This window comes from Rhodoferax sp. BLA1, assembly GCF_013416775.1.
Classification (GTDB): Bacteria; Pseudomonadota; Gammaproteobacteria; order Burkholderiales; family Burkholderiaceae_C; genus Rhodoferax.
This window is the reverse complement of the sequence record NZ_SZVI01000001.1, coordinates 196,408-219,458: the sequence shown is the minus strand read 5'-3', so window position 1 is coordinate 219,458 and position 23,051 is coordinate 196,408. Positions and strand designations below refer to the sequence as shown.

26 protein-coding genes and 2 pseudogenes are annotated in these 23,051 nt (G+C 55.8%); 19 read left to right on the top strand and 9 right to left on the bottom strand.

Annotation, left to right across the window (positions count from 1 at the left end):
- Positions 1–58: 58 nt before the first annotated feature.
- The 3 genes from FDG13_RS01060 to FDG13_RS01050 form a co-directional block, all read right to left on the bottom strand.
- Entirely contained in the window at positions 59–793 is a 735-nt protein-coding gene (locus FDG13_RS01060; RefSeq protein WP_180125340.1) for a DNA/RNA non-specific endonuclease, read from the bottom strand.
- A 280-nt stretch (positions 794–1,073) separates the two neighbouring features.
- Positions 1,074–2,390, bottom strand: a complete 1,317-nt coding sequence (locus FDG13_RS01055) for a Y-family DNA polymerase (protein ID WP_180124896.1) — start codon at positions 2,388–2,390, stop codon at positions 1,074–1,076.
- Between the two features lie 38 nt (positions 2,391–2,428).
- Positions 2,429–2,869, bottom strand: a complete 441-nt coding sequence (locus tag FDG13_RS01050) for a LexA family transcriptional regulator (RefSeq protein ID WP_180124894.1) — start codon at positions 2,867–2,869, stop codon at positions 2,429–2,431.
- A 203-nt stretch (positions 2,870–3,072) separates the two neighbouring features.
- On the opposite strand from FDG13_RS01050, the gene FDG13_RS01045 reads away from it, so the two are divergent.
- Positions 3,073–3,648, top strand: a complete 576-nt coding sequence (locus FDG13_RS01045) for a flavin reductase family protein (RefSeq protein WP_180124893.1) — start codon at positions 3,073–3,075, stop codon at positions 3,646–3,648.
- 15 nt (positions 3,649–3,663) lie between these two features.
- Entirely contained in the window at positions 3,664–4,335 is a 672-nt protein-coding gene (locus tag FDG13_RS01040) for an SOS response-associated peptidase (RefSeq protein WP_180124891.1), read from the top strand.
- A gap of 94 nt (positions 4,336–4,429) precedes the next feature.
- On the opposite strand, the gene FDG13_RS01035 is transcribed toward FDG13_RS01040, so the two are convergent.
- Positions 4,430–4,831 (bottom strand): hypothetical protein, encoded by a 402-nt coding sequence (locus tag FDG13_RS01035; RefSeq protein WP_180124889.1) that lies wholly within the window; start codon positions 4,829–4,831, stop codon positions 4,430–4,432.
- A 613-nt stretch (positions 4,832–5,444) separates the two neighbouring features.
- Between FDG13_RS01035 and FDG13_RS01030 the strand changes: the two genes are divergently transcribed.
- The 16 genes and pseudogenes from FDG13_RS01030 (at position 5,445) to FDG13_RS00960 (ending at position 17,299) form a co-directional block, all read left to right on the top strand.
- Positions 5,445–5,723: a hypothetical protein gene (locus FDG13_RS01030; RefSeq protein ID WP_180124887.1), complete on the top strand. Its 279-nt coding sequence runs from the start codon at positions 5,445–5,447 to the stop codon at positions 5,721–5,723.
- A 561-nt stretch (positions 5,724–6,284) separates the two neighbouring features.
- Entirely contained in the window at positions 6,285–6,755 is a 471-nt protein-coding gene (locus FDG13_RS01025; protein ID WP_180124885.1) for a hypothetical protein, read from the top strand.
- Positions 6,718–8,076 carry a DDE-type integrase/transposase/recombinase gene (locus FDG13_RS01020; protein WP_180124883.1) on the top strand — a complete coding sequence of 453 codons (1,359 nt, stop codon included), beginning with the start codon at positions 6,718–6,720 and terminating at the stop codon, positions 8,074–8,076. The genes FDG13_RS01025 and FDG13_RS01020 overlap by 38 nt, the downstream gene beginning before the upstream one ends.
- A complete protein-coding gene (locus tag FDG13_RS01015) occupies positions 8,073–8,813 on the top strand; it encodes a Mu transposase C-terminal domain-containing protein (protein ID WP_180124881.1) in 741 nt (246 codons plus the stop codon). Before FDG13_RS01020 ends, FDG13_RS01015 begins: the two co-directional genes overlap by 4 nt.
- Positions 8,797–9,738, top strand: coding sequence for a TniB family NTP-binding protein (locus FDG13_RS01010; RefSeq protein WP_180124879.1), 942 nt, complete (start codon positions 8,797–8,799; stop codon positions 9,736–9,738). Before FDG13_RS01015 ends, FDG13_RS01010 begins: the two co-directional genes overlap by 17 nt.
- Positions 9,735–10,172: pseudogene (locus FDG13_RS21335) on the top strand (TniQ family protein); the annotation flags it as partial. The gene FDG13_RS01010 and the pseudogene FDG13_RS21335, both read left to right, overlap by 4 nt.
- A gap of 444 nt (positions 10,173–10,616) precedes the next feature.
- Positions 10,617–11,294: a hypothetical protein gene (locus FDG13_RS20960; RefSeq protein ID WP_255435018.1), complete on the top strand. Its 678-nt coding sequence runs from the start codon at positions 10,617–10,619 to the stop codon at positions 11,292–11,294.
- Positions 11,294–13,054, top strand: a complete 1,761-nt coding sequence (locus FDG13_RS01000; protein ID WP_180124875.1) for a TniQ family protein — start codon at positions 11,294–11,296, stop codon at positions 13,052–13,054. Before FDG13_RS20960 ends, FDG13_RS01000 begins: the two co-directional genes overlap by 1 nt.
- 60 nt (positions 13,055–13,114) lie before the next feature.
- Entirely contained in the window at positions 13,115–13,300 is a 186-nt protein-coding gene (locus FDG13_RS00995) for a hypothetical protein (protein WP_180124873.1), read from the top strand.
- Positions 13,297–14,121 (top strand): DUF2442 domain-containing protein, encoded by an 825-nt coding sequence (locus FDG13_RS20955; protein WP_255435017.1) that lies wholly within the window; start codon positions 13,297–13,299, stop codon positions 14,119–14,121. Before FDG13_RS00995 ends, FDG13_RS20955 begins: the two co-directional genes overlap by 4 nt.
- The gene (locus FDG13_RS20950) at positions 14,081–14,968 is read left to right on the top strand and encodes an HAD domain-containing protein (protein ID WP_255435016.1); all 888 of its coding nucleotides are present in this window, start codon (positions 14,081–14,083) and stop codon (positions 14,966–14,968) included. Before FDG13_RS20955 ends, FDG13_RS20950 begins: the two co-directional genes overlap by 41 nt.
- 2 nt (positions 14,969–14,970) lie before the next feature.
- Positions 14,971–15,405 (top strand): hypothetical protein, encoded by a 435-nt coding sequence (locus FDG13_RS00980; RefSeq protein WP_180124870.1) that lies wholly within the window; start codon positions 14,971–14,973, stop codon positions 15,403–15,405.
- Positions 15,402–16,109, top strand: a complete 708-nt coding sequence (locus FDG13_RS00975; protein WP_180124868.1) for a metallophosphoesterase — start codon at positions 15,402–15,404, stop codon at positions 16,107–16,109. Before FDG13_RS00980 ends, FDG13_RS00975 begins: the two co-directional genes overlap by 4 nt.
- Positions 16,103–16,612, top strand: coding sequence for a 3'-5' exoribonuclease (locus tag FDG13_RS00970; RefSeq protein ID WP_180124866.1), 510 nt, complete (start codon positions 16,103–16,105; stop codon positions 16,610–16,612). Before FDG13_RS00975 ends, FDG13_RS00970 begins: the two co-directional genes overlap by 7 nt.
- Positions 16,609–16,818: a hypothetical protein gene (locus FDG13_RS00965; protein WP_180124864.1), complete on the top strand. Its 210-nt coding sequence runs from the start codon at positions 16,609–16,611 to the stop codon at positions 16,816–16,818. The genes FDG13_RS00970 and FDG13_RS00965 overlap by 4 nt, the downstream gene beginning before the upstream one ends.
- Before the next feature lie 37 nt (positions 16,819–16,855).
- Positions 16,856–17,299 (top strand): HAD domain-containing protein, encoded by a 444-nt coding sequence (locus FDG13_RS00960; protein WP_180124862.1) that lies wholly within the window; start codon positions 16,856–16,858, stop codon positions 17,297–17,299.
- Positions 17,300–17,683: 384 nt separating this feature from the next.
- Here the strand turns inward: FDG13_RS00960 and FDG13_RS00955 are convergent, their stop codons facing one another.
- Positions 17,684–17,971, bottom strand: coding sequence for a hypothetical protein (locus FDG13_RS00955; RefSeq protein WP_180124861.1), 288 nt, complete (start codon positions 17,969–17,971; stop codon positions 17,684–17,686).
- Between the two features lie 450 nt (positions 17,972–18,421).
- On the opposite strand from FDG13_RS00955, the pseudogene FDG13_RS00950 reads away from it, so the two are divergent.
- Positions 18,422–18,832 (top strand): annotated as a pseudogene (locus FDG13_RS00950) (ATP-binding protein); the annotation flags it as partial.
- A 30-nt stretch (positions 18,833–18,862) separates the two neighbouring features.
- Here FDG13_RS00950 and FDG13_RS00945 read toward each other — a convergent pair.
- The 4 genes from FDG13_RS00945 to FDG13_RS00930 all read right to left on the bottom strand — a co-directional run bounded on the left by FDG13_RS00945 (position 18,863) and on the right by FDG13_RS00930 (position 23,021).
- Complete coding sequence (locus tag FDG13_RS00945) at positions 18,863–19,474, bottom strand: CDP-alcohol phosphatidyltransferase family protein (protein WP_180124859.1); 612 nt, start codon at positions 19,472–19,474, stop codon at positions 18,863–18,865.
- The gene (locus tag FDG13_RS00940) at positions 19,467–20,111 is read right to left on the bottom strand and encodes an ATP-binding cassette domain-containing protein (RefSeq protein ID WP_180124857.1); all 645 of its coding nucleotides are present in this window, start codon (positions 20,109–20,111) and stop codon (positions 19,467–19,469) included. Before FDG13_RS00940 ends, FDG13_RS00945 begins: the two co-directional genes overlap by 8 nt.
- A 1-nt stretch (position 20,112) precedes the next feature.
- A complete protein-coding gene (locus FDG13_RS00935; protein WP_180124855.1) occupies positions 20,113–21,762 on the bottom strand; it encodes an ABC transporter permease in 1,650 nt (549 codons plus the stop codon).
- Between the two features lie 77 nt (positions 21,763–21,839).
- Entirely contained in the window at positions 21,840–23,021 is a 1,182-nt protein-coding gene (locus FDG13_RS00930) for an ABC transporter substrate-binding protein (RefSeq protein WP_180124853.1), read from the bottom strand.
- Positions 23,022–23,051: the final 30 nt, after the last annotated feature.

The following is a 23,051-nucleotide window of genomic DNA, read 5'->3' as shown; positions in this document are numbered from 1 at the left end:
CCGCTGCGAAGCCCGTAATGAGGGCGATAGCGAACAACATGCTGATTCCACCAGCCTCTCACTCCCCAGGGCTCATTCCCGGCAAGAATTCAATCCCAGTTCGCCTGACCAATTCACCATAGCTGATCGGCTTCGAGCCACGGGTGGCGTCGTCATTCAAATGCCAGTAAGCCCAGGCCCTGTTTTTGCTCTGGTCATAAACCAACTTGAACAGGTATTTGGGAACATGCACCCGTCCTGCCCCAATGCTCGGACTTTGAGCAATATTGGGCACAAACACCGGACCGGTGATGACAAACACATCGCCAGTGGCTCTGGATGCGTATTTTCGAGTGGGTGTCTCAACAGACTTTGCCCATGCCCCCCGGTTGTGTTCAGGTGCCTGCGGAACCATGTTAGCCAGCGAGAAACTTTGTGCCATCGCCTCTGCCGTTCTCATGTCTCCAGCAGGGGCCATGTGACCCCGGTCATAACCACTGCCTTTGTAATCATCAAGCGTGGCTCGCTCTGCCTCTCGTAACCTGGCCTCTTCAAAAAAGTGGTCCGAACGTTGCTGCGGTGGCTCAGCCATCACCGCCCGGTTCAGTTTCTCGGCAACATACACCGGCGTTTTACTTTGACTGGAATGCAGAATCGCAAAAGAGTCGTAACACAAAGCCCGATCTGTGGGGTGTAGTTTCAGTACCGGTGGCTTGCCATTGGCAAAAAACTGTGGGCAGGCTGCAAAGTTTTCAGCGGCGTGGCCGGTGGACACGGACACCCACAGCAAAAGGGTAATGACAAAGCGAAGCAAATGTGGCACGAGGTGAATCAGTTGGAAAACGTTAATGGTAATTAGCGCCAAGTGGCCTGAAGACGCATTTGGGTGAATAGACCTGCCCACGTTGTCAAGTCATCAGCCGTCAGATCAGCCTGCCCAGTGATTTCCGTTTCAGCTAGATTTCAGGTTTTCGTGGTTCGAGCGGGCCTGGTGGTTGACCTGGGTGGCTTGGGCCTGATGGGCAATACTGGCATCGGTGACCCGCACCAGGTCGTGACCGTTGACGTTGGGCGTGCTCCAGCCCGCCCTCCTCTCAGGCCCTGGCCACCGGCATGTCGTCAAAACAGGTGGTGTAGCCCGGGGTGCGGCGTTGCTGCTTCATCGACCAGATCCTTTTGTCTCCGGCCAGACCGGCACTGGCCATCTTCAGCGTGCCACGGCCATAACGCCGGTTCAACCCATCCATGGCCGACATGAGCTGGGTCTTGTCACAGTCTTGCCCCTGATGATGATCCGCGTCGTCTTGCAGGTCCAGTTCACCTTGAACCACGGTGTCGGACTGCAGGTCCAGCAGCATGACTCCAGCCTTGGCCAGTTGGAACCCGGGTTGGTAGATGGTCTTCAGGCCAGACAAGGCTGCAGAGAGGATGACAGCGGTATCGGCACTGGGCCGCACCAACGGCACGATCACCGATTGGCTGTACTGGGCATCCTTGCGAAAGGGACTAGTGCGGATGAAGACCATGACCTGAGTAGCCAGGCTGTGCTGCTTGCGCACCTTCTCTGCAGCTCGGCTGGCAAACTCTGTCACCGCCTGAGCCAGGTCGGACAGTTCGGTAACCGGATGGCCAAAGGAACGGGTGCAGGCGATTTCCTTTTTTGGGGCCGGTGCATGGTCCAGGTCAATGCAGGGGGTGCCTTGCAATTCACGCAGGGTGCGCTCCAGCACCACCGACCAGCGGCTTTTGACCATCACCGGATCAAGACGAATCAGGTCCAACACGGTGTTGACACCGGCTGCCGTCAGTTGCTTCGAGATTTGCCGGCCCACACCCCAGACTTCATTGACCGGGGTGGCTGCCAACACCGCTTCCAGTTCTGACGGCTTCAGTGCTGACAGGTCACACACCTGTGCCAGATGCGCTGGATAGCTGCCGGGTTTACGCTCTGCCGTCTTGGCAACATGGTTGGCCAGCTTGGCCAGGGTCTTGGTGACCCCGATGCCAATGCCGCAGGGAATGCCGACCCACTGCAGGATGCGTGAACGGATCTTGTGGCTGCGTGCCACCAGGTCACCGCGAACCCCGCTGAGGTCAATAAAGCTTTCATCAATCGAGTACACCTCCTGATGCGGGCCAAGACCGGCGGCCAGGCTCATCATCCGGTCACTGAGGTCACCATAGAGGGCGAAGTTGGCGGACAGGGCGACCAGCCCTGCCTCTTCTGACAGGTGTTTGATCTGGAACCAGGGGGCACCCATGGCGATACCCAGGGCCTTGGCTTCGTTGGATCTGGCAATGGCACAGCCATCGTTGTTGGACAGCACCACCACCGGCAGGCCGTTGAGACTGGGACGGAATACCCGCTCACAACTCACAAAGAAGTTGTTGCCATCAATCAGGGCGTACATGACTATGCTTTGAATTTGAATGTGGGCCGGTCGGGGGGTTAAACCGGGAACTGCTTGATGCTGCTGGTGACGACACCCCAGACTTCGAGGGTCTGACCTTCTCTGGGGACGATGTCGGCAAAAGTGGGGTTGGCGGCTTTGAGCTTGATGCGCCCGGCTCGCTGGTAATACTGCTTGACCGTGAAGTCACCATCCACAATGGCCACCACGATGTGGTTGTGCCGGGCCTTGATGGCGCGGTCCACCACTAGGATGTCTTTGTCGAAGATACCAACCTCCACCATGGAGTGGCCGCTGGCCCGCAGAAAGTACGTCGCCTGGGGATGGGTGATCAGGACCTGGGTCAGATCAATGCGCTGGCCACCGAGGTCTTCAGCGGGTGACGGGAAACCGGCATGGACCCGATTGTTGAGAAGCAGCACCTGCAGCGGTGCCTCGGAGGTGGGCACCGGCTGCAGGGCAGAAATATAACTGTACATTTAACCAGTATATTTCACTGCCCTGCTTGAAGACAAGTTTCCATGAGTATTTTGCTTATTGTTTAAGCACACCTTCGCCAGGCCAGAGCTGGCCTGGGTTTGCCGACTTGTTCATGCTCTTGTCCACAGGCTTGGTCCCGCTTATTGGGGACAAGGGCTGAGATACGATGTCCATTACTTTGAAACGATGAGCCCGGACTGCCATGCAACCAGAACACTTCACTGCCGTCCCTCTCGACAAATCCTACCGGCTGCTCAACCATGGGCCAACGGTGCTGGTGTCTGCCGCCTATGGTGGCATTTCAAACGTAATGGCTGCTGCCTGGGCCTGTGTGCTCGACTTCGGTCAGTCGCCCAAGGTCACAGTGGTGCTGGACAAGGCCACCTACACACGCGAGTTGCTGATGGCCAGCGGTGAGTTTGCACTGCAACTGCCAACCAAGGCCATGGTCAGCCTGACAGTGGGTGTCGGCAGCGATAGCGCCAAAGAGGTGCCAGACAAACTGAGCAAGCATGGCGTTGAGCTGTTTACCGCAACTGGCTCCAATGTCCCCCTGGTGGCCGGTTGCGTCGGATGGTTGGTGTGCAAGCGGGTGCCGGAACCCCACAACGAGCAAACCTTTGATCTGTTCATCGGGGAAGTTGTCTCGGCATGGGCCGATGAGCGGGTGTTTCAGGGTGGCCGCTGGCATTTCGAGGCGGCGCCGGATGAGCTGCGAACCATTCACCATGTTGCTGGTGGGCAGTTTTATGCCACTGGTGAATCCGTGCAGGGCTAGCTCAAGGTCAAACAAATGTGCAGCCACTATCAAGCCGTCAAGGAGCGTGAGCGTTACATCCGCCATTTTGGTGTGGAGCCACCTGCCGAGCCGGGCAAGTTCGATGTCTGGCCGGGATATGCCGCTTCTTTCATTCACAGGCCCAGAGAAGCCGATTTGGGTGATGAGGCTGTACCTGAGCGGGAAGCGCTCTCTGGTGTCTTTGGCCTGATCCCGCACTGGGCCACCGATACCAAGATTGGCCGCCAGACCTTCAATGCCAGATCCGAGACGGTGGCAAGCAAACCCAGTTTCCGGGATGCCTGGAATCATGCCCAACACTGCATCATTCCGGTGGATGCCTTTTATGAGCCCGACTGGCGCAATGGCAAGGCTGTTGCGACACGGATCGCCAGTGAGAACGGTGAGCCGTTGGGCATTGCCGGTTTGTGGTCGTCATGGAAGTCAGCCAAAGGCGTGTTGCACAGTTTCACCATGTTGACCATCAACGCCGATGGTCATGAACTGATGGGCCGGTTTCACAAGCCAGTTGACGAAAAACGCATGGTGGTGATCCTGCCAACGGACAGTTATGACGCCTGGCTTAAAGCCAAACCTGAGCAGAGCATGGACTTTATGCGGCAGTATCCAACAGGCCAACTATTGGCTGGTGCCGATGTACCGGCACAAGACTCGTTTATTCCGTGAGCGAATGACTCTTTGCGGCCAGTTGGAGTCATCGGTCAATAACTGCTTTGGGCGTCTCATTCGTTGGCAAAGGCTTTTCCTTATAGGGGGCAGGTCACTTCAACCACTTGAAGAAAATGAAGAACGCGACGAATAAGACTATCCATATGCCCACTTCTGCACGCAAAGAGCCAAGCACCATGGGTTTTTCCGCCACCCAAAACTTCTTCAAACTTGCACTGAATTCGGTGTTGTAGTCCGCAAGCAGATTGTTAATGACCACTTGCTCGTCTAGAAGTACTTCCATGACGCCATGGCGCATCTCAATTCGAGTACGCACTTGAATTTTTACACCGTGGGCGGTGAAAGTTGCGGTTTTGCCAAGAAGTGACCACTGATCTAGGACTAGTGAATCATCTACGTAGTAGCGCTCCGATCCTAGCCAATCGAGTTCTATTCGGCACTCGTGAATTCCATCGGACGCAGTAAACGGGAAGTGGAGGATTGGTGGTTTCATGCGACCTAATGTTTAAGCTGAACCGCGAACTACCGGTTAGGGTTCTTTGCCGAGGCGTATACAGACTGGAAGAAGCCAATCAGTCCTGTTCGGCTGTTCATCGTACCTCCTTGGAGGGCAAGTCCTGGATGTCTGCTATCAGGCAATGAGTCTGGGCCAACCGGATTCCGCTTTGGGTCGGGTCCTGTCGATGGCAATCCGACACGTACCGCGCCCGGTTCGGTCATTTCTAACACACAGGCATGCCCTCCTGCATCGAACCACCTCGGCAATAGATCCCCATGCTGATTCTGACTCATACAAAGCCACAATTTGACTTCAGCAATCTGTGGGAAGCTTAAATCTCTAGATTTGTCACATTAGCTACCCCTATTATTTTCTGTATACATACTAATATATTGCATAGAAATAAAGCCATCTTTTGCTGCAAAAGTTGTATTAATAAATGTAGTATGTATATTTTAAAATATGCTGACAACTGTTTAATATAAATACAACTCAAATAGGCGATCTTTTACTTGCAATACTTATCCATTTCCAATACGATTTGGTTGTGATCAATGGATAGATCCTCAAACAAAATTCAATTACGTTCGCCAACGAATACTCACAAATGAGCGCAAATTTAAGAGAAATGATGTTGGCCACCTATGGGCCGATGATGGACTCGAAGGACATGTGCAAAGTGCTGCGCTATCCAAGTGTTGCAGCGCTTCTGGCTGCCAAGGCGCGTGGACGTGTCACATTTAAGTTGGCTGAATTAGAAGGACGCCGAGGCTACTTTGGACTGACCGAGCAGATTGCCGCCTACATGGAATCTGCCTTCAATGCACACAGTGGCGCGGCCCCTACTCAGGAAAATCGGTCTACTTTTGAATTGAGCAACCAGTGAACCACAGTCACATGGCGAAAATACCCATGCCGTCTATCTTGGAGGCAAGTCCTTCGTTTGGTCCAATGTGTCATTGAGCTCGTGCAACCCACACCGGCCCAATACAAGAAAGGGAAAGATATGAAAAGCCCATAAAAAAACGCCGCATTACCCAAGGGCAATACGGCGCTTCTCAGCGACAAGATGAATCTGTCGACTTCGACACTCACAGTATCCATCTTTGCTGCAAGCAAAGTCAAGCCCTCCCATGACCTTTAGCGAAGTTTTTTGCTTCGCGATGGATTTTCTTTGCCCAAAATGCAACGGAGCTGTGAATGACCTCATCAATAGTCAAAAAACTCGCCTACTTACTTGACCTGAATCCCAATTTGCGGCCACGCCGAGTCGTCACCCGATCTGGGGTGCGCGTTCGCGGCATTTTCCCGTCCAGACGTTTCGATTGTGAGATGCACTGGGAATCCGCCATCGAACGCGAACTGATCAATCGGCTGGAAGCCTCCTGGCGGATCGCTGAGGCAGCGATGCAGCCACTCACGATGCGCATACCTTCATTGGCAGCGGATGGGCACTCCTTTCGACTACACCCCAGACTTTGCACTCATAGATTGGCACGATCACCTGGTATGCGGCGAATGCAAATCCCAATGCTTTGCCGATGAGCCAGACATTCAAGCCAAACACGCCGCCGTCAAGTTGTGGCTAGCACAAGTCGGCATTAGGTTTGTCGTTGTTACGGACAACGACCTCGCGTGTGAGGTTAGCCGGCTCAATTCGAGGGATCTGGTGCGTGGCATCCGCACACTCATAACTGCGAGTGCGAAAGCGACGCTGAATCGCCGAATCTCGGAAATTCAACCAATGGCTTTTGGTGAACTGGCCGACCTTGTTGGCCATGACTATGCGCTTGTTGCATTGGCCCGAGGCATGTCCTATTTTGATACCCACCAGCGCCTGACCAGAACCACCGCGCTGCAACCCTTTCAGGAGAATTTTGATGCTGCAAATTTCATTTATCGCAAATCAACCAATTAGACTGTTCAGTGAGTCCTATGTGGTTCAAGGCGTTGAGAACGACCAACTGCTGACACTTCGTTCGGACACAGGCGCCACACGCACGCTCGAAATTGAAACATTACTCAAGCACTACACGGCTGGAAACCTCAAGGCCTTCCATCCGAGACCACGCGGGTTAGGTGAAAAAGCGGTCGTCCGCCGCGTGACGCGGCGATTCGTCTCGGACATGAGCCCAAAATCCCAGAGCGAGGGTTTTGCATGCTATGAATACCTTCGTGCTCTTGCATCTGAACACATACCACTGAAAGCCGGACCGGCCCTGACAGAGTTGTTAGGCGAGGTGACGAAGAGCACCGGACGCCAGCGTAATCCCTCCATCAGCAGTTTGAAGCGCTGGCAAGCCAAGGCTTACCGTAGCGGTGGCGATGTTGCCGCAGTCATGCCTCGTTACGACCTGCGTGGTGGGCGAAATAAATCGCGCATGCCGCCGGACGTTCAGAATGAAATGAATGCTGTCATTGACAACATGTATCTAACCACTGAAGGTCACACGATATTGGCCGCGTATGAGGACCTTGTTCGCCGAGTTGAAGAAAAGTTAAATGCGTCATCCCAATTCAACAAGACAAAGATTCCTTCCTACAGCACCTTCAGACGCGCCATCCTCGCCAGAAACAAATTTGAAGTTGCAGCATCACGAAATGGTGCCAAGGCAGCAGAACGCATGTTCCGCAGCACCAACAGATCTTCAGAGATTTATTCGTTCAACGAATGTTGGGAGATTGACCACACCGTACTTGATCTCATGGTGGTCGACCCTAAAACAAAATTGGTTCTGGGTCGTCCCCGCGTTACTGCTGTAGCTGAATACTCAACGGGGTCATTGATGGGATTCGACATTGATTTCTCAGGTGCCTCAGCACAAGCCGTTTTGAATTGTTTGAAGCATGCCATCACTCCAAAAACATACCTGAAAGAGCGATTCCCTGAAGTGCAAGGTGAATGGCCGTGCCATGGTGTGCCCATGGTTCTGAAAATGGACAACGGCGTCGAGTTCCATTCAAAGTCACTGAAAGACGCATGCTTTGAACTTGGTATCGAATTGCAGTTCTGTCCAGTTGCTCAGCCTTGGTTCAAGGGGCGAATTGAGCGGTTCTTCCGAACACTGAATGAGAGCCTGCTGAACTCCCTTCCTGGTGCCACAGGTATCAACCTCCAGCGTAGGAAAGATGTTGAGGACGCCAACTTGCCAGTCCTTGATCTCGACTCATTGCAGCGCATCTTGCACATCTGGATCGTCGATGTGTACATGACCATGCCAAGAAAGGGGCGCGTATGACAAGTTCTCTTGACGCCTGGAAAGAACGCTGTACTTTGGAGCAGGTGCGCCTGCCCGGAGACATCGATGAACTCTCCGTGACCTGCTGTGAGTCCGACACAAGAAGGGTGTCGCACACCGGCATCGAGTTGGGAAACTGTACTTTTAACAATTCGGAGCTACAACAATTGCGTCGGCGCGTTGCCCCTGGCGGTCAGACGATGGTTCAGCTCAGGTACAACACCGCTCGGATGGATCGCATCTGGGTGCAGGACCCTGTAACACTGCATCGGTTTGAAGTCTTAAATCATGATCCAGCCACCAAGGATTTAAGCGCCAAACAGGTCGCCATATTGGAGTCCATCCGCCACAAGTCCCAACCCATCGGAACGGTTATCACGCGCGCACAGGCGCGCAAGCGAATGGAAGATATTTACAGCCCTTTGGTGCGCGCGAAGACCATGCTGGAACGCCGACGTGCACTCAAAATTCTGGGTTTGATCGCCAACGACATCACGCCAGAAAAAACAAAAGTGAATGCGCCCAAAGCAACGTCAAAAGTGAAGGCTTCCGGAAACGGCGCTGCTAACGCGGTTCAAGAGGAAAAAGTAGACGCCGTGGCCGCAGATATCGAGATGCCTCCGAAAAAGAGCACTCCGGCATCATCCCCACCAAAATTCAAAGTCGTACGGCAAGGATCAACACGAAACCAGCCCCCTTCAAGCTCAGGAAAGAATGCAGATGCCCACTCGCATTGAAATCCCTGATTTTCAGCGAGCATGGGCGCGCATTCAGGAGTGCCACGAAAGTGGCAAGCGTGATTCTGGGCCAGTGCATTTGCGTTTGCTTGGGCAGTCCGGTCTCGGCAAAACGTTTCTCCTGAAAGAGTACCGCGATGCTTTCCCTGCAGTTAGAAATACGAGGGGAACGCACGTGCCGGTTGCGTTGTTAACGATCCCGTCAGCGCCAACCGTGAAGGGTATCTATATTGCGTTCCTAGAAAGTCTGGGTCTACACGGCGCCAATGGCACCGTTGAAGCCCTTCGACACCGTGCGCGGGTACTGTGCAGCGCTTGCCGAGTTGAGCTCTTTCTGGTGGATGAACTCAATCACCTGACGGATCGTGGGCAAATTCGCACCAGGGAGGCCGTTGGGGACGCGCTCAAAGAAATGCTGGAGTCCTTGAACTTACCCACGGTCTTTTCCGGTGCATCCAGGTCTCACGTCCTATTTGATACCAACATGCAATTGCGCTCTCGAGTTATGGCCTCGTTGACCTTGCGTGCATTCAATCTGGAGGAACGATTCGAGGACCTGCGCGGATTCATATTCGCATTGTCAGAAATAGATCAAGATGAAGAAACCGCAAACTGGCTGGCCAGCCCAGAGGTTGCAAGTCGCATCTTCTTCGCCACCGACGGCATACACCGTGGAATTGCCCGCTTTGTGGCTCAGGTCGGGGTCGCAATACGCAATGGATCAGGCTCCTTGAACTTCACCCTTTTGACACGAGTTTTTAAGGATTACTTTTGGGAGGGTGTTCAGCCTGGGCTCAACCCATTCGGCGACACTTTTCCATTGCGTCGCCTGTGTGAACCCGGAGAGCCTTACTCGGCAACGGCATTAGACGGTGACAACCACGCCAAAGGGGCCAATGACTACATGCGAAGGAACGAAGCATGACGTTCTGTGCCGGTGAATATCACACTTTCAGTGCGCCGCTTTTTCCGGTGACGCCGCAAACCAGACCAGATAGTCCAGTGCCACTTCAGGAATCGCTCGGGTCATGGTTGTTTCGCTTTTGCCATGCCAATGGCTATCCAGGTATCAACAGCCTCTTTTCTACGGAATTTGGACCCCGTGCATTGACTATGGGAGCCTCGACGGATGCGCCCTACAAATTGCAGGCCAATATTCAACTGATCGCAGCTGTAGCGAACGTCTCATTTGAACAGGTAGAAAGGCTCATGCTTAGTCAAGCTTTACTTGCGTTCCAAGGTAAGCCCAAGAATAAGAAAGGTCAGTGGATGTTGAGGTCTGGAAAGATCGAACGAATTGGGCCTTGCATGCGCCATGTCATTTGTCCACTGTGTGTCCTGGACGCCGCAGATCCATTTTGGTTGCAATCCTGGCGCCTGTCGACGACCACAGAGTGTCATCTTCACAATATATTGCTCCTGGATAGTTGCTCCAATTGCGATGCGCACTTCGTAATACACGGAAAGCGAACCCAACCGCTCGACCGCTGTGAATGTTGCAATTTGCATTTCAGCGAGATGCCTGTCGAAGCATGCAATACTACAAACGCGGCTCCGACATTTGCGCGAAAGGCTGGGCACAATCAGCCCTCCACGCTACCCGTCGCTCAAAGCAGCGAGCACCACTGGTGGTCCGGGGTCCGGCACATACTGACCTACTTTGAGGATCCTAGAAGAGCAGGCTCGCTAGTGCATGGTGAGCTTCCAGTTGAGTTTCGAGGCCTGTTTCTCCATATCAGTCAGAACACCAGGCGTTGTTTCGAGGAATGGTCAGTCCGGAACCGGCATACCGCTCTGCGATGCATGGATTGGTTGACAAAAAATTGGCCCAATAATTTCGTAAACCTGTTGGCATGTGCGGGGGATAGTTACAAGTTAGCAATGTGTTTAACCAAGGCTGAGCCGCAGTGGATTAAAGAAGCGCTGTCGCAGCTGGAATTGCGTACAAGAGCCTCTAACATACCTTCCCGACAGCGCCAACGTCCCTTGCTTTCCCAGCCAGTCGCATGCATTTCCGTGCCAGTATTTAAACATCGGAAAAGAACCGTTCCCAAAGGGCAGAACAACCCGCTTGCACATCGATGGACACCAGATTACACGGTTCGCGTTGTCAGGGCGCTCAATGCAAGGGTGTTGGCAATGTCAGGCTCGGTGGAATCAAAGTTAAGGTTCATCCTCGGTGCTAAAGCCATAATTTTGAAACGGGGTGCGTTAGGCCCCTGCATAGACGGCAATCCAGGCGTCGCTCAGGACGACCCGCTGAAACAAGCCTTGCAAACGATAAACGCGTGGACATCTTGCGTGCAACATCTCCATGCCACGGTTGAAAGGAAGAGCTCAATCCCTCTGCAGAGGTTAGCAATGCGCCTAAACAATAGGCATTTAACTAAATGGCTGGGTTGTGAGTTACTTCATGCGCAAGTTCCATTGTTTCAGTGGACAGAACAGCAGACGAGTAATCAAACATTTGCGAGGCAATGATGCCTGTCAATATCCTTGCCGCTGAACTGGACGATGCTGGTTTGCCTTTCGAGACTGGCTTGGGTCTTTCATCACTACTCTTCTGCGTCGATCCCATTGAGGGCAATGACCCCACTTTATGCGAATCCATGGCATCCTGGGTATGGCGACTGGCCCAGGCCAACGGGTACTTGGATGCATGGAATTTGCTTCGCAGTGGAGGGACGAAGCTGCAGGATTTCTCACGCCTTGATCTTGGACCCACTTGCCATATTGCTACCGCCGTGCTCTCCAACTTGACGCTGTTGCCACGGCAGGAAGTGGCAAGCCTCACCTTAACGAAAAACCTCCAGTATCTTGGTGTAGAAGAAAGTCTGATGGGGCATCCATGGGTTCTCAATTACGTCCCACCAGCCAGTAAACGCAAGGGTGCACGCCACGCCATCTGTACTACCTGCCTTCGCGAAGACGCAGTCCCTTATTGGCGCCAATTTTGGCGATTGGCGACGGCGGTGCGTTGCCCAGTACACCACCATGCGTTGATCGACCGGTGCCCCGTGTGTGGGGAACCAATCGTTTTGGCACATCAACGCAAGACACCGTTGGACCAATGCGAATCCTGCGGCACGGCCTATGCTGAACGCAGGGAAAGAACCTATCGCCATTCCCGATCCGAATGGATTGAAATGGCGCCGTTGGCTGTTCTTCAAGAACACCTGCCGCTGAAAGTGATTGACCCCCGGCTGTGGTGGGCGGGCTTACGTGCGCTGTTTTTCGTACTCTGCATCCCTCGTCGCGCGACGCGTTTTGCCGTGTCGAAAGTACCATCGACATATCTTCCCACTTTGCGGATGATTGCACAGTCCCCACGAGTCGATTTCGCGCGGCATTCGCTTTCCGTCCGGCATGACCTCTTGCGTATGGCTGCCTGGTTAACCCGTGACTGGCCCGCAAATTTCGTTGGGACAGTGAAAGCGGCGGGCATCACAGCCTGCGACTTTAGCGCCATGGAGTTCGGGTTGCCTTACTGGCTATATGCGGTAGTCAACGAATCACTCTACGGCAAGCGATACCAGGTTAATCAAGAGGAGGTCCGGGCAGCAAAAGCCGCGATGTCCAAATCAACAAAGCCGATTTCTAAAATCGCGTTGAAACGCCAGCTGGGCGTGACGGAAGGTAAGGCATTGGATGCGTTGCTGCCAGCACGTCTGAAGGCGCTGTCCCACGACACCATCTACACGATTATGGGCATGCTGGAAGTGGATATTCAGACTACAACCTCTGCCAGGGAGGCAAAAGCCAGTGCGATACGAGATGCCTGTTGTATCGCGGCGGCGACATGGCTGGGCTTGAGTTTCACTAAAGTTTGTGAATTGACTTTGAGTGATGGCCTTGCGCTGAATCGAACATGGCAGGCGCTTGTAGTACGAGACGAAACCAGCAGACAACTTATCAGCACCCATGAAATTCGATTGGCACAGATTTTTTGCCGGTGGGGAGACCTCTATGCAAATGGCGTGAGGCACAGATTTTGTCTATACCAGCAGAAGACCAATCGGTATTTTATTACTCGCTTTGGTCGCCCTAGTGGTGGAAATGGATTGGCTGCTCGATTTGCAGACCTTTTGCGCCGGGCAGGTGTAAATGACTGGGGGGCCGGGGTACGGCTGCTTGTCAAAGATGGAGGTCTTACCTCACAACTTGAGAAATGCCCACAGAGCATGTCCCTCTTCAACGAAATGCAGTCTTTCAATTCAGATGCAGGGAATGTCGACGAGTAACCTGCCTTGATCTGCACTGCAAGCGACTGTCGACATGAACTTGATAGAGGAGACTCGAACATGAAGAAACCAATACCTCTGCCGACAGGATTCAACTCCTGGCTTGATTACGCCATCGCCACCATGGACGCGCGTGGCGCTATTCTTGAACGCCTATTCACGGATGACGACTTTCCAACTCAGGATGAACTTCGTGCTGTTTCAAAAGCTGAGTTGGACGCGCTCAGAGCCAGGGCCGCATCATGAGTTCAAGATCAAACAAGCGGCGCGTCCTGAATCTTTTTCACGGACGATTTCACTCAGCATTTATTTGGCGGTCCGCTGAGGATTGCGAATGGTTGAATGTGACCCCGGTTGGAAGGGAGTTTGGAAGTCCGGACTACGAACGCCTTGAAGTTCTGGATCTATATTCTTATGGTGTTATCAGCAGTAGCCAAGCACTGCTGCTACTTGGACTCGGCACCCTTGACGCTTTGCATGCGCAAATGCTGGATGCAGAGATTGCAATCCCCGTTCCGGGTGTCGAGCCAGTTCTCCAAGGCCTTTTTGCGCAACAAGTCTGCCGGACCGTCAGTAATGACGACATGAACAAAGCCGTCGCCGATGCCGCGAGCGCAGAGTTCCACAGGAACCTTGCTAGAGCAAAAATGCATAAACACCGGGGCAAGTCAAAAACCAATGTCACGGCAATAGACTTGTTGGCGGATGAAGCCAAAAGTGCCACTGATGGCTCAATCGCCTCGATTGACGAAGCAATTGAATTCGTCAATGAAAGCAACTTGCGCATTGCGCCCCTGGAAAGTCACCTGAGGGAAGCTTGGCGCGTGGTGGAGGTTCAGGTGATAGGGAACTTGAGCTTGCAGGTACGCTTTGCCGACGGGGTGCAAGGCATGGTTAGGTTTGAACCTACCCACCTGACCGGCGTTTTCGAGGTCTTGAACGACCCGGCGTTCTTCAATCAGGTGCGTTTGGATACTGGTGTTGTGACGTGGCCGGGAGAGCTGGACCTGGCACCTGATGCGATGTATGACGAAATCAAAGCGCACGGCGAGTGGGTTCTACGATGAATTCAAAATATGTTGGTATTGTTTCCAATTCTCCAGCCATGCGCAAACGATCGCGTGGGCGGCGAAAGTGCTATTTGCGGAAAGGCCCTGCTCGTTAAATGAGCAAATTTCTCATGATTTTGGACTGCGATGGCGGCTACTCGATTGCGTGGTGGTGTACGGCAAGACGTGGGACCGCTCTGCTGGTGGACATCCTGTTGAGCACAATTCGAACGCGTGCTGGTGGTCTGGCCGATGGGATGTCCAAGGGCTCACTGGCGAGCAACTTGTCTGCCGAAAAATGGCTGTGATCCTATTTCTTGACTACGACGGGGTGCTGCACCCGGACTCAGCTTTTTTGGTCAAGGGGAGACCCACGCTCAAAGCAGAAGGTGAGTTGTTCATGTGGGCACCGCTTCTGGTGGAGGCGCTGGCCGACTTCCCAGAGGTGCAAATCGTACTATCAACGAGTTGGGTAAGGGAGTTGTCGTTTTCGCGTGCCCGTCGCTGGTTGCCAGAGGCATTGCGTACCCGTGTCGTTGGATCTACCTGGCACAGTGCCATGTCGTTTAAGCACGACGGCTTTCGCAGTCTCTCCACCTGGTGGGACGAGGCGACGCGCTACCAGCAAATAAAGCGATACGCGAGCCGCGCTGGGCTAACTGATTGGGTTGCCATCGACGATCAGCCGGAAAGCTGGAGCGCCGACGACCTGGACAAGCTGGTTCACACCCGTAGCGAGACTGGGCTTTCGGATCCTGTCGTGCTGGCACTGCTGGAGGCACGCTTGGAAGTCCTTAGAAAGTCAGAAGTATGCCAGTTTGCAGGCGACACTGGCGTCCAAATGTTAGCTTTCCCTCGGAGGTAGGCATGGCTATCTCAGACCATACCATTTTCAACGCCGCGCCACTGTTCTTCAGGCACAAAACAGAGGGCTATTTTGACCCGGATGATGTATTCACGGAGGATGATCACGCCCTCAGAGCCGAACTCGGCCTCCCCGAGTATGTGCAAGAACGCCGGTATCCGCCCATCCACACTTGGGGCATAGAGTGCCCGGATGTCTGGCTTGAAATCGTGCTAGATGCGGTCACCGCTATTGAATCGGCACTCAATGAAATGGTAACCGGTGGCGTAGCTATTGATGATCTGCCGGGGTGCTTTCAGATCAAAGAGAAATTTGGCGGGTTGCGACTTTACTGGCGGGCAGGCAAGGCCGCGCCTACCACCCAAACTCAAGCAGTGCGTGATGCCGTCGCCCAAGCGGAGGCCCGAGTTTTAAGCCTTCGACGGCGGGTGCCATGATCCTCTTCTGCGGCGACCCGCATGGCCAATTCGAGCACATCATCGCGGCGGTGCAGGAGTACCGGCCTGCTGCCGTCATCCTTTTGGGCGACCTGCAACCGCAAAGGCCCCTGGAGATTGAGCTGGCACCGATCCTGGCCATGACCGAACTCTGGTTCATCCACGGCAACCATGACACCGATTCCGAAGCCGACCACGATCACCTGTTTGGGTCTGACCTTGCCGACCGGAACTTGCATGGCCGAGTGGTCGAAATTGCTGGCCTGCGCGTTGCAGGATTGGGTGGCGTGTTTCGCGGCAAAGTGTGGACCCCCCCGGCACCGGCACGTTTTGACACCCCGCAACAGTATCTGGCCCAATGCGGTAAGGGCAACCTTTGGCGCGGCGGTTTGCCACTCAAGCACCGTAGCACCATCTTCCCGGTCGATTACGAGGACTTGAAAAAGCAGCGTGCCGACATCCTGGTCACGCACGAGGCCCCCAGCGCACACCCACATGGTTTTGCCGCCATTGACGAGCTGGCCCGCCGCTTGGGCGTGAGAACAACATTCCACGGTCACCACCACGAGCAGCTTGACTACAGCACAGAACGCGCCCGGCTTGGTTTCGACGCCGTTGGCGTCGGCCTGCGCGGGATTGCCGACATGACCGGGCAGGTGGTTCGTGCTCGCGAACTCGATACTGTGCCGGAACCGCCATGCTAATTTTTCTCGATACCGAATTCACCCAATTCGACCGCCCCGACCTCATCAGCATTGCACTTGTGGGTGAGGATGGCCGCGAGTTTTACGCCGAACGCACTGACTATCACCGGGACGCGTGCAGCGAATTTGTGCGCAAAGAAGTCTTGCCAGTGCTGCACCGTGTACCTGGCGCAGCTTGCGACCGCAGACAGCTCACCAACCGGCTGCACGCATGGTTTAACGACTTGCCGGAACCGGTCACGCTTGTTTATGATTTTGGCGGTGACTGGTTGCTCTTGGCGTCCGCCCTGCTGGACGCGGCTCACCAGAAACCGCCGCCCAACATTGGCGACAAACGCCACCTGGACAGCCACACCATCACGCACCCTGTTTTTGAGAAGGCGCTAAATTTCACCTACACCCAGGACTGGCCCCCACACCATGCGCTGGCCGACGCACGGGCACTTAGGGCAGGCTACCAAGCCTGGGATCAGTTTATGGCACCAATCAGGAGGATTCAATGACCATGCGTGCATTGACAGATTCGGAACTTCTGGCAAATGTCACCAAAGCATTGCTGGCGTCCCGAAGCCCAGAGAAGCCCGACCGGGATGAAGGCCACTCGTGGATCGAGTCACTAGATACAGAGACAGGACAAAGCACCTGGCAATGGTGTGATCTCTTTGATGAATGGACCCGATTGCAATTAAAGCTACGTGGTGTTTTTTGAGGCAGGCGACCAGCTCGACCCATTGGACTGCCCGGCGATGATCCTGTTTCTTGACTTCGATGGTGTCACGCACCCGCAACCCTGTGGTGATGAAAACGTCTTTTGCCAGTTGCATCTGATCGAGGCGGTTTTGCGCGAGCGCGAACTGCAAGGCGTCCATATCGTCATCAGCAGCAGTTGGCGGGAATATCATGGGCTTGAGGATATGCGGGAGTTTTTCTCCCAAGACATGCAAAGCCGCGTGATCGGTGTCACGCCCAACCTTTGGGACCAGGCACTAGCGCCTGCATTCGTGCGAGAGCGTGAGTGCATGGCCTGGCTGGCGACCAATCGCCCACCAGGTACGCCATGGCTCGCCATAGACGACCGCCCATCGTGGTTTCAACCCAATTGCCCGAACTTGTTTTTAACTGACACCGTGCAGGGCTTCCAGACGACGCAAACGGGGCCGCTGCGCGACATGCTGGTAAAGCGATTTTGAGATCCATGAAGCCGCTCTTGATGGACTCATTCAAGATCGTTCTCGTGCAAATGGCACTCCGGATTGAATTTCGTAATGTGCCCCAGCTTTATAGATGCCATCTTCAGACATGGGGCGATTCCTCTGGAAGATGGTCGATGAGCACCCGCAAAAAGATTGTTGTAGCCCAGAAACAGTCACAGAAAGTGATGTTGGTGACACCCGGACTGAGAATTGGAGTACCTGTTTCTACTACTGCAATAGGCTGGAAGCGGACATAAGGCGTTCTTCAATGCGGTCACAGCGTTCGATTTGACCGACGTCCACGCACTTGCGCACAGCAGCAGTCCGCGCCTGGACGGTCGTGCCAACCAACGAGTTGGATATTCAAAGAGGGGCTTGACGCTACTTTCCAACGAATGAAGCGATTACGCCCCAAGCTAGGGCCAAACCAAAAATGATAGGGAGGGCGCGCGCCGTTGCGTTCAGCCCCTTCTGTGGCTCGCCTCGCACAACTAGGCTAAATCCCCACGCCGCAAAAAATGCCACCCAAATGAATCCGAATATCCAGACGGTCGAAATGAATTGAGGCCCGCCATCACCGCGCACCGCGAACAACGAGAAGAATCCAAAGACAATGGCATTCACCGCCGTCATTGTGCCTACAGCAAGATAACCGACAAGCTTCGACATTGGTTTCATTTGCTAAGAACTATATCCCCAGTGGAGAACGCACTTGTATGTCTGCAAACGCTGCAGATCCGAACTACATTTTCCCCGGTTCCGGTCATTCAAGGTAAGGTCTCAGTTAGTGCGAAACGTCAGGGGAATTGGGCTATGCTCGTCGGTGATTTTGTCCGTTTTGTTACACCTCCAAGGTCGCGCCAAAGCGTGTGTTAGATTTGATCTCGGCTATTAAGCAGGCTGAGAAAGTGATCCTCTCTGCGCAGAGTCTGAAATTAAGAAGTTAATTCCGGAAAAGGTTCGATAAGCCAAAGGCTATTTGAGTTTCTCGGCTATGAGATCAGTAACTTTGACCAGTAAATGGCTCTACATCAATTACTGTGAACTGTTAAAACTATGGGGTTTCACCGTTGTTGTGTAAGTCATTGATTTGGTTAAGGATGCCAATTCATGTACTTTGAAAACCTACAGCGTTACCAGGGCAAACTCAGTGGCCCGCTGGTGGACCGCATTGACCTGCATGTGGAGGTGCCTGCCGTGACGTCCAACGAGCTGATGCAGGCGCCGCCGGGGGAGGCCAGCGCGGTGGTGCGTGCCCGTTGTATGGCCGCACGTGAACGCGCCATGGCCCGCCAGGGCAAGCCCAACCAGGCCTTGCAGGGGCAGGAGATCGACCAGTTTGTGCTGTTGGACGAGGCTGCCGCCAAGTTTTTGAACGTGGCCGCCACCCGTCTGGGCTGGTCAGCGCGCAGCACCCACCGGGCGCTCAAAGTGGCTCGCACCATTGCCGATCTGGCCGGTGCACACAGCACCCAGGTGACCCATGTGGCCGAGGCCATGCAGTACCGCAGGACACTGAAGTCAGCCTGACGCCACCCCAGATGCCTGCCGCTTGAATACTCAATCTGGCCTGAAGGTGCGGATGCCTGCAACGATGCGGGTCACCGTGGTCAGCGCACACAAGGCCGCAAAACCGTAGGCCAGTGGTGCAAACCAGCCGGGTGCCAGGCACATCAGCGTGAACACGGCCATGGTTTCGACACTTTCGGTCAGGCCCCCCAGGTAATACAAACCTTTGCTGGGGTAGGCCTCGCTGCTGATCTGCCGTTTGGCCGCCAGCACCGCAAACGCCAGAAAGCTGCCCGCTGTGCCCACAAAGCTGTAGATCAGCACAACTGCTGGCAGGGCGTTGGCCGCCGGGTTTGCCAGCGCAAAGGCCAGGGGAATCGACGCGTAAAACAGGAAATCGAGCGTGATGTCCAGAAACGCACCACGGTCGGTCGGTCGGGTCAGGCGCGCCACCGTGCCGTCCAGGCCGTCCGCCAGCCGGTTCAGCGCCATGGCCGCCAGCGCCCACAGCGGGTGGCCCAGGGCAATCAGCGGCAGCGCCAGCAGGCCCAGGGCAAATCCGATCCAGGTGAGTTGATTGGCCGACCAGCCTTGGCGCACCAAGTGCGTGGCCACCGCTGTCAACGGGCGTTTCAGCAGGGCGTTCAGGGCGCGGTCAAACATGGTCTGCTTGCCAATTGCTGATGTCCAACACCCGCCCGCCCGGCGGCACATCGGCCACGTCGTGGGTGACCAACAGGGTCGGGATGCCCAGACGGGTGATCTGTTCAAACACCAGACTGCGAAACTGCTCCCGCAACACGGCGTCCAGCCGCGAAAACGGCTCGTCCAGCAGCAGCGCCTGCGGTTGCGCCAGCAATGCCCGCATCAAGCTCACGCGGGCGCGCTGGCCACCTGAGAGTGTGGCCGGGTCGCGGTCGTGGAACCCCGCAAGGCCAACCTCGGCCAATGTCTGCTCGACCCGCTCACGGCGTTCTGCGCCGCGTTGACCAGCGGGCAGGGCAAAGGCCAAGTTCTGGCCGACGCTCATATGTGCAAACAACAAATCGTCCTGGAACAGAATGCCGATGCCACGCGCCTCGATTGGCAGGTTGTGCAGCGGGCGATTGTTGAGCCAAAGTTCACCCTGGGCGCTAAACGCCGGTGCCAGATCCCCGAGCAGCCAACTCAGCAGGGTGGATTTGCCCGAGCCGGAGACGCCGGCCAGGGTCACGATCTCGCCCGGCTGGATACTCAGATGTAAGTTCGAGAGCAGCGCTTGGCGCCCCAGAAACAGGTTCAGGTCAATGATCTTGAGCATCTCAGCGCACCCCTTGGTGATGGCGGCCCCAGGCCCGTGCCAATACCGTCGCCAACACAAAAGCGGCCAAAGGCAGCGCCACCTGTAACAGGGCTTGCACCGCCAGCACCTGTCGGCTGCCTCCCGCACTCAAGGCCACCGCCTCGGTGGTGACCGTATCAAAACGCCCGCCGCCAACAAACAGTGTGGGCAGGTATTGCGCCACACTCACCGCGAACCCGACCGCCCAGGCTGTCAACATGGGGCGCAGCAGCAGCGGCCACTTGATGCGTAAACAGGCTTGCAGCGAGGAGCAGCCCAGCGCACGGGCGCTGGTCATCAGCCGGGCGTCAAAAGCCCGGTAGGCACCCACCAGCGTGAGCAACATGTAGGGCAAGACCCACAGCAGGTGGCTCCACACCAGCGCCAGCGCGGTGGCGTCCAGCTGCAAACGCAGCAGGGCCGCGTATTGCGCCGCCACCAGTGGCAGTGTCGGAACAATCAGCGGCAGATATAACACCGCGTTCCAGCGTTGTGGCCCCCACTCCAACCAAATCAGCACCAGCGGCATGGCCAGCAGGCTCACTACCAGCGCCAGCCACAGGGTGGTCCAGAATGGCGCGAGGTTGGCGTTGCGCCAGGCATCCCAGGACAGCCCATCCGGCCACAGCGCCGGGAAAAACCAGCTGTCTGCCACCGACCAGAGTACCAACACAGCCAACACCGCATAACTGATGGCCAGCAGCGGTGTCTGCCACGGCCAAGGGTGTGGCACAGCAGCCCGACGCTGCCCGCTGGGGTAAGCCCGCCAACGCCGCAGCAGCCACCATACGCCACAGGCCAGTGCGCTGATGACCCCAAACAACAGCAACAGCGCTAACGCTGCGGCACCACCTTGCGCTTGCACGTTGGTATCTGGGTCACTGAGCCACTGCCAGGTCAGCACCGCCAGGGTGGGGGGAGTGCCCGGCCCCAGAATCAGCGCCATGTCCACCACCGATAAGCTGTAAGCCAGGGCCGCTGCCAAGGGCCAGCGCAGTCGCGGCAGCAGCAGCGGCCACAACACCTGGCGCCAGGTTTGTGCCGGGCTGTAACCCAGTGAACGCGCCACCGCGAGTTGCCGTGTCACCGCCTGCTCACCCATCAGCGCCGCCAGCACCCACAGCAGAAACCAGCTTTCCTTGAGCGCCAGGGCCAGTGCCAGGCTCAGGCCGTACGGGTCTTGCACCGTGACCCAGTCCGGTGGGCTGGCCCATGATAAAAAATGGCCTGTAACCCTTGCCAACCAACCGGAAGGTGCTATCAAAAAAAACAGGCCCACAGCAAACGCCACATGCGGCACAGACAGCAACACAGGCAGGCGCTGCTGCAGGCGCTGCCAGGTGGGACTGGGGTAGAGGCGAGTGGCCAACCCGGCGGTGATCAGCCCCGCCAGCAAGGTGCCCAGCAGTGCCGACATCAGCGTGGCAGACACCGCCTGCGGCCATTGCGGATCGACCAGCAAAGCCTGCCACACGTCCAGTTTGAAACTAGGGCCAAGCGCCCAATACAGGCCCGGCAGCAGCGGCACAAACACCAGTCCGACCAGGGTCAGCGCCGTCACCGCACCCCAATTGCATCGTGGTAGTCGGTGTTTTTCCGGTGCCGGGGCCTGTCGCAGCGCGGTGGTCATGAGGCTTTACTGGTTGAACTCAAACGCTGGGTGGGAAATCCAACCCGGTCTGGCGCTCTGTGGTCCGGCCCAGGTTTTCAGCGAGCGCCGTAACGCTTGAGCCACTCGGCCTCCAGTGCCTCGACCCAACTGGCGTGGGGTTCGGCCAGGGTCGGCACGTTCTCAGTCAGCACGCCCGGTGCCTTGTTGCGCATCTGTGCCTGCAGGTCAGCAGGCAACTTGCCCAGGTCCAACACGCTGCCATCACCCCAGACCCGGGTGTCGGCCTTGTGGGCCTGGGCTTGTGCAGACAGCAAGAAATTGGCAAACACCTGGGCACCGGCTTTGGCGCGGGCATTGGACGGAATGGCCAGGAAATGCACATTGCCAATCGTGCCGCGTGTAAAGCCAAAGCTGTAGGCGGTGTTTGGCAACTGGCGGCTGGTGATCAGGTTGGCGGCTTCGTTGGGGTTGAAGGTCAGCGACAGCTTGAGTTCACCATCGGCCAGCATGCGGTGCATGGCCGCCGCACTGGCCGGGAAGCTTTTGCCAGCGCGCCAGGCCGCAGTGTGCAACTCGTCCAGATAGGCCCACAACGCCGGTGTGGCGCTGGCAAAGGCCTGGGACGTCACGGGCTGTTGCAGTAACGCCGGGTTGGGTGTGAGCTCCAGCAGCAGCTGTTTGATGAAAGTGGTGCCGTGAAAGTCCGGCGGTTTGGGGTAAGTCACCCGGCCCGGGTTTGCCTTGGCAAAACGCAGCCATTCGGTCGCTGAACGGGGTGGTGTGGGTGTGACCGCCTTGTCGGCAATAAACGTCAGTTGTGCTGTGCCCCAGGGCGCTTCGTAACCGTCGGTCGGCACCGAGAAATCACTGCGCACCGGTTTATTGAGGTCCACCAGCCCCCAGTTCGGCAGCGACTCGGCCCACGGGCCGTACAGCAGGATGCCGTGTTTGAGGTTGCGGAAGTTTTCACCGTTGACCCACATCAGGTCGACCGAACCATTGCTGTTGCGACCCGCAGCTACCTCGGTCTGAATCCGCTTCACCACCTCGGCCGCATCAACGATCTTGACGTGTTTGACGGTGACGCCATAACGGCTCTGTACCTCTTTGGCCGCCCAGTCGATGTAGCTGTTGATGGCCTCACCACCGCCCCAGGCGTTGAAATACACCGTCTGTCCCTTGGCCTGTGCCAGGGTCTGGGGCCAGTCGGTCGCCAACACCGGGGCACATAAACCCAGGCCAAGGGCCAGGGTGGTAGCGAGTTTGGCGAGTGTCATTCTGCGCGGTCCTTCACAAGGCTAGGGTTT

What these genes read in the sequence shown, in the direction of transcription:
- FDG13_RS01030 (WP_180124887.1), top strand. Translation starts at nt 5,445, where the DNA reads ATGAGCGCAAATTTAAGAGAAATGATGTTGGCCACCTATGGGCCGATG.
- FDG13_RS20950 (WP_255435016.1), top strand. Translation starts at nt 14,081, where the DNA reads ATGACGAAATCAAAGCGCACGGCGAGTGGGTTCTACGATGAATTCAAA.
- FDG13_RS00930 (WP_180124853.1), bottom strand. Translation starts at nt 23,021, where the DNA reads ATGACACTCGCCAAACTCGCTACCACCCTGGCCCTTGGCCTGGGTTTA.
- FDG13_RS00995 (WP_180124873.1), top strand. Translation starts at nt 13,115, where the DNA reads ATGAAGAAACCAATACCTCTGCCGACAGGATTCAACTCCTGGCTTGAT.
- FDG13_RS00965 (WP_180124864.1), top strand. Translation starts at nt 16,609, where the DNA reads ATGACCATGCGTGCATTGACAGATTCGGAACTTCTGGCAAATGTCACC.
- FDG13_RS01010 (WP_180124879.1), top strand. Translation starts at nt 8,797, where the DNA reads ATGCCCACTCGCATTGAAATCCCTGATTTTCAGCGAGCATGGGCGCGC.
- FDG13_RS00980 (WP_180124870.1), top strand. Translation starts at nt 14,971, where the DNA reads ATGGCTATCTCAGACCATACCATTTTCAACGCCGCGCCACTGTTCTTC.
- FDG13_RS00975 (WP_180124868.1), top strand. Translation starts at nt 15,402, where the DNA reads ATGATCCTCTTCTGCGGCGACCCGCATGGCCAATTCGAGCACATCATC.
- FDG13_RS00955 (WP_180124861.1), bottom strand. Translation starts at nt 17,971, where the DNA reads ATGTCGAAGCTTGTCGGTTATCTTGCTGTAGGCACAATGACGGCGGTG.
- FDG13_RS01055 (WP_180124896.1), bottom strand. Translation starts at nt 2,390, where the DNA reads ATGTACGCCCTGATTGATGGCAACAACTTCTTTGTGAGTTGTGAGCGG.
- FDG13_RS01015 (WP_180124881.1), top strand. Translation starts at nt 8,073, where the DNA reads ATGACAAGTTCTCTTGACGCCTGGAAAGAACGCTGTACTTTGGAGCAG.
- FDG13_RS20960 (WP_255435018.1), top strand. Translation starts at nt 10,617, where the DNA reads ATGGATTGGTTGACAAAAAATTGGCCCAATAATTTCGTAAACCTGTTG.
- FDG13_RS01035 (WP_180124889.1), bottom strand. Translation starts at nt 4,831, where the DNA reads ATGAAACCACCAATCCTCCACTTCCCGTTTACTGCGTCCGATGGAATT.
- FDG13_RS00940 (WP_180124857.1), bottom strand. Translation starts at nt 20,111, where the DNA reads ATGCTCAAGATCATTGACCTGAACCTGTTTCTGGGGCGCCAAGCGCTG.
- FDG13_RS00960 (WP_180124862.1), top strand. Translation starts at nt 16,856, where the DNA reads ATGATCCTGTTTCTTGACTTCGATGGTGTCACGCACCCGCAACCCTGT.
- FDG13_RS01020 (WP_180124883.1), top strand. Translation starts at nt 6,718, where the DNA reads ATGCTGCAAATTTCATTTATCGCAAATCAACCAATTAGACTGTTCAGT.
- FDG13_RS01045 (WP_180124893.1), top strand. Translation starts at nt 3,073, where the DNA reads ATGCAACCAGAACACTTCACTGCCGTCCCTCTCGACAAATCCTACCGG.
- FDG13_RS01000 (WP_180124875.1), top strand. Translation starts at nt 11,294, where the DNA reads ATGCCTGTCAATATCCTTGCCGCTGAACTGGACGATGCTGGTTTGCCT.
- FDG13_RS01040 (WP_180124891.1), top strand. Translation starts at nt 3,664, where the DNA reads ATGTGCAGCCACTATCAAGCCGTCAAGGAGCGTGAGCGTTACATCCGC.
- FDG13_RS20955 (WP_255435017.1), top strand. Translation starts at nt 13,297, where the DNA reads ATGAGTTCAAGATCAAACAAGCGGCGCGTCCTGAATCTTTTTCACGGA.
- FDG13_RS01050 (WP_180124894.1), bottom strand. Translation starts at nt 2,869, where the DNA reads ATGTACAGTTATATTTCTGCCCTGCAGCCGGTGCCCACCTCCGAGGCA.
- FDG13_RS00935 (WP_180124855.1), bottom strand. Translation starts at nt 21,762, where the DNA reads ATGACCACCGCGCTGCGACAGGCCCCGGCACCGGAAAAACACCGACTA.
- FDG13_RS01025 (WP_180124885.1), top strand. Translation starts at nt 6,285, where the DNA reads ATGGGCACTCCTTTCGACTACACCCCAGACTTTGCACTCATAGATTGG.
- FDG13_RS00945 (WP_180124859.1), bottom strand. Translation starts at nt 19,474, where the DNA reads ATGTTTGACCGCGCCCTGAACGCCCTGCTGAAACGCCCGTTGACAGCG.
- FDG13_RS00970 (WP_180124866.1), top strand. Translation starts at nt 16,103, where the DNA reads ATGCTAATTTTTCTCGATACCGAATTCACCCAATTCGACCGCCCCGAC.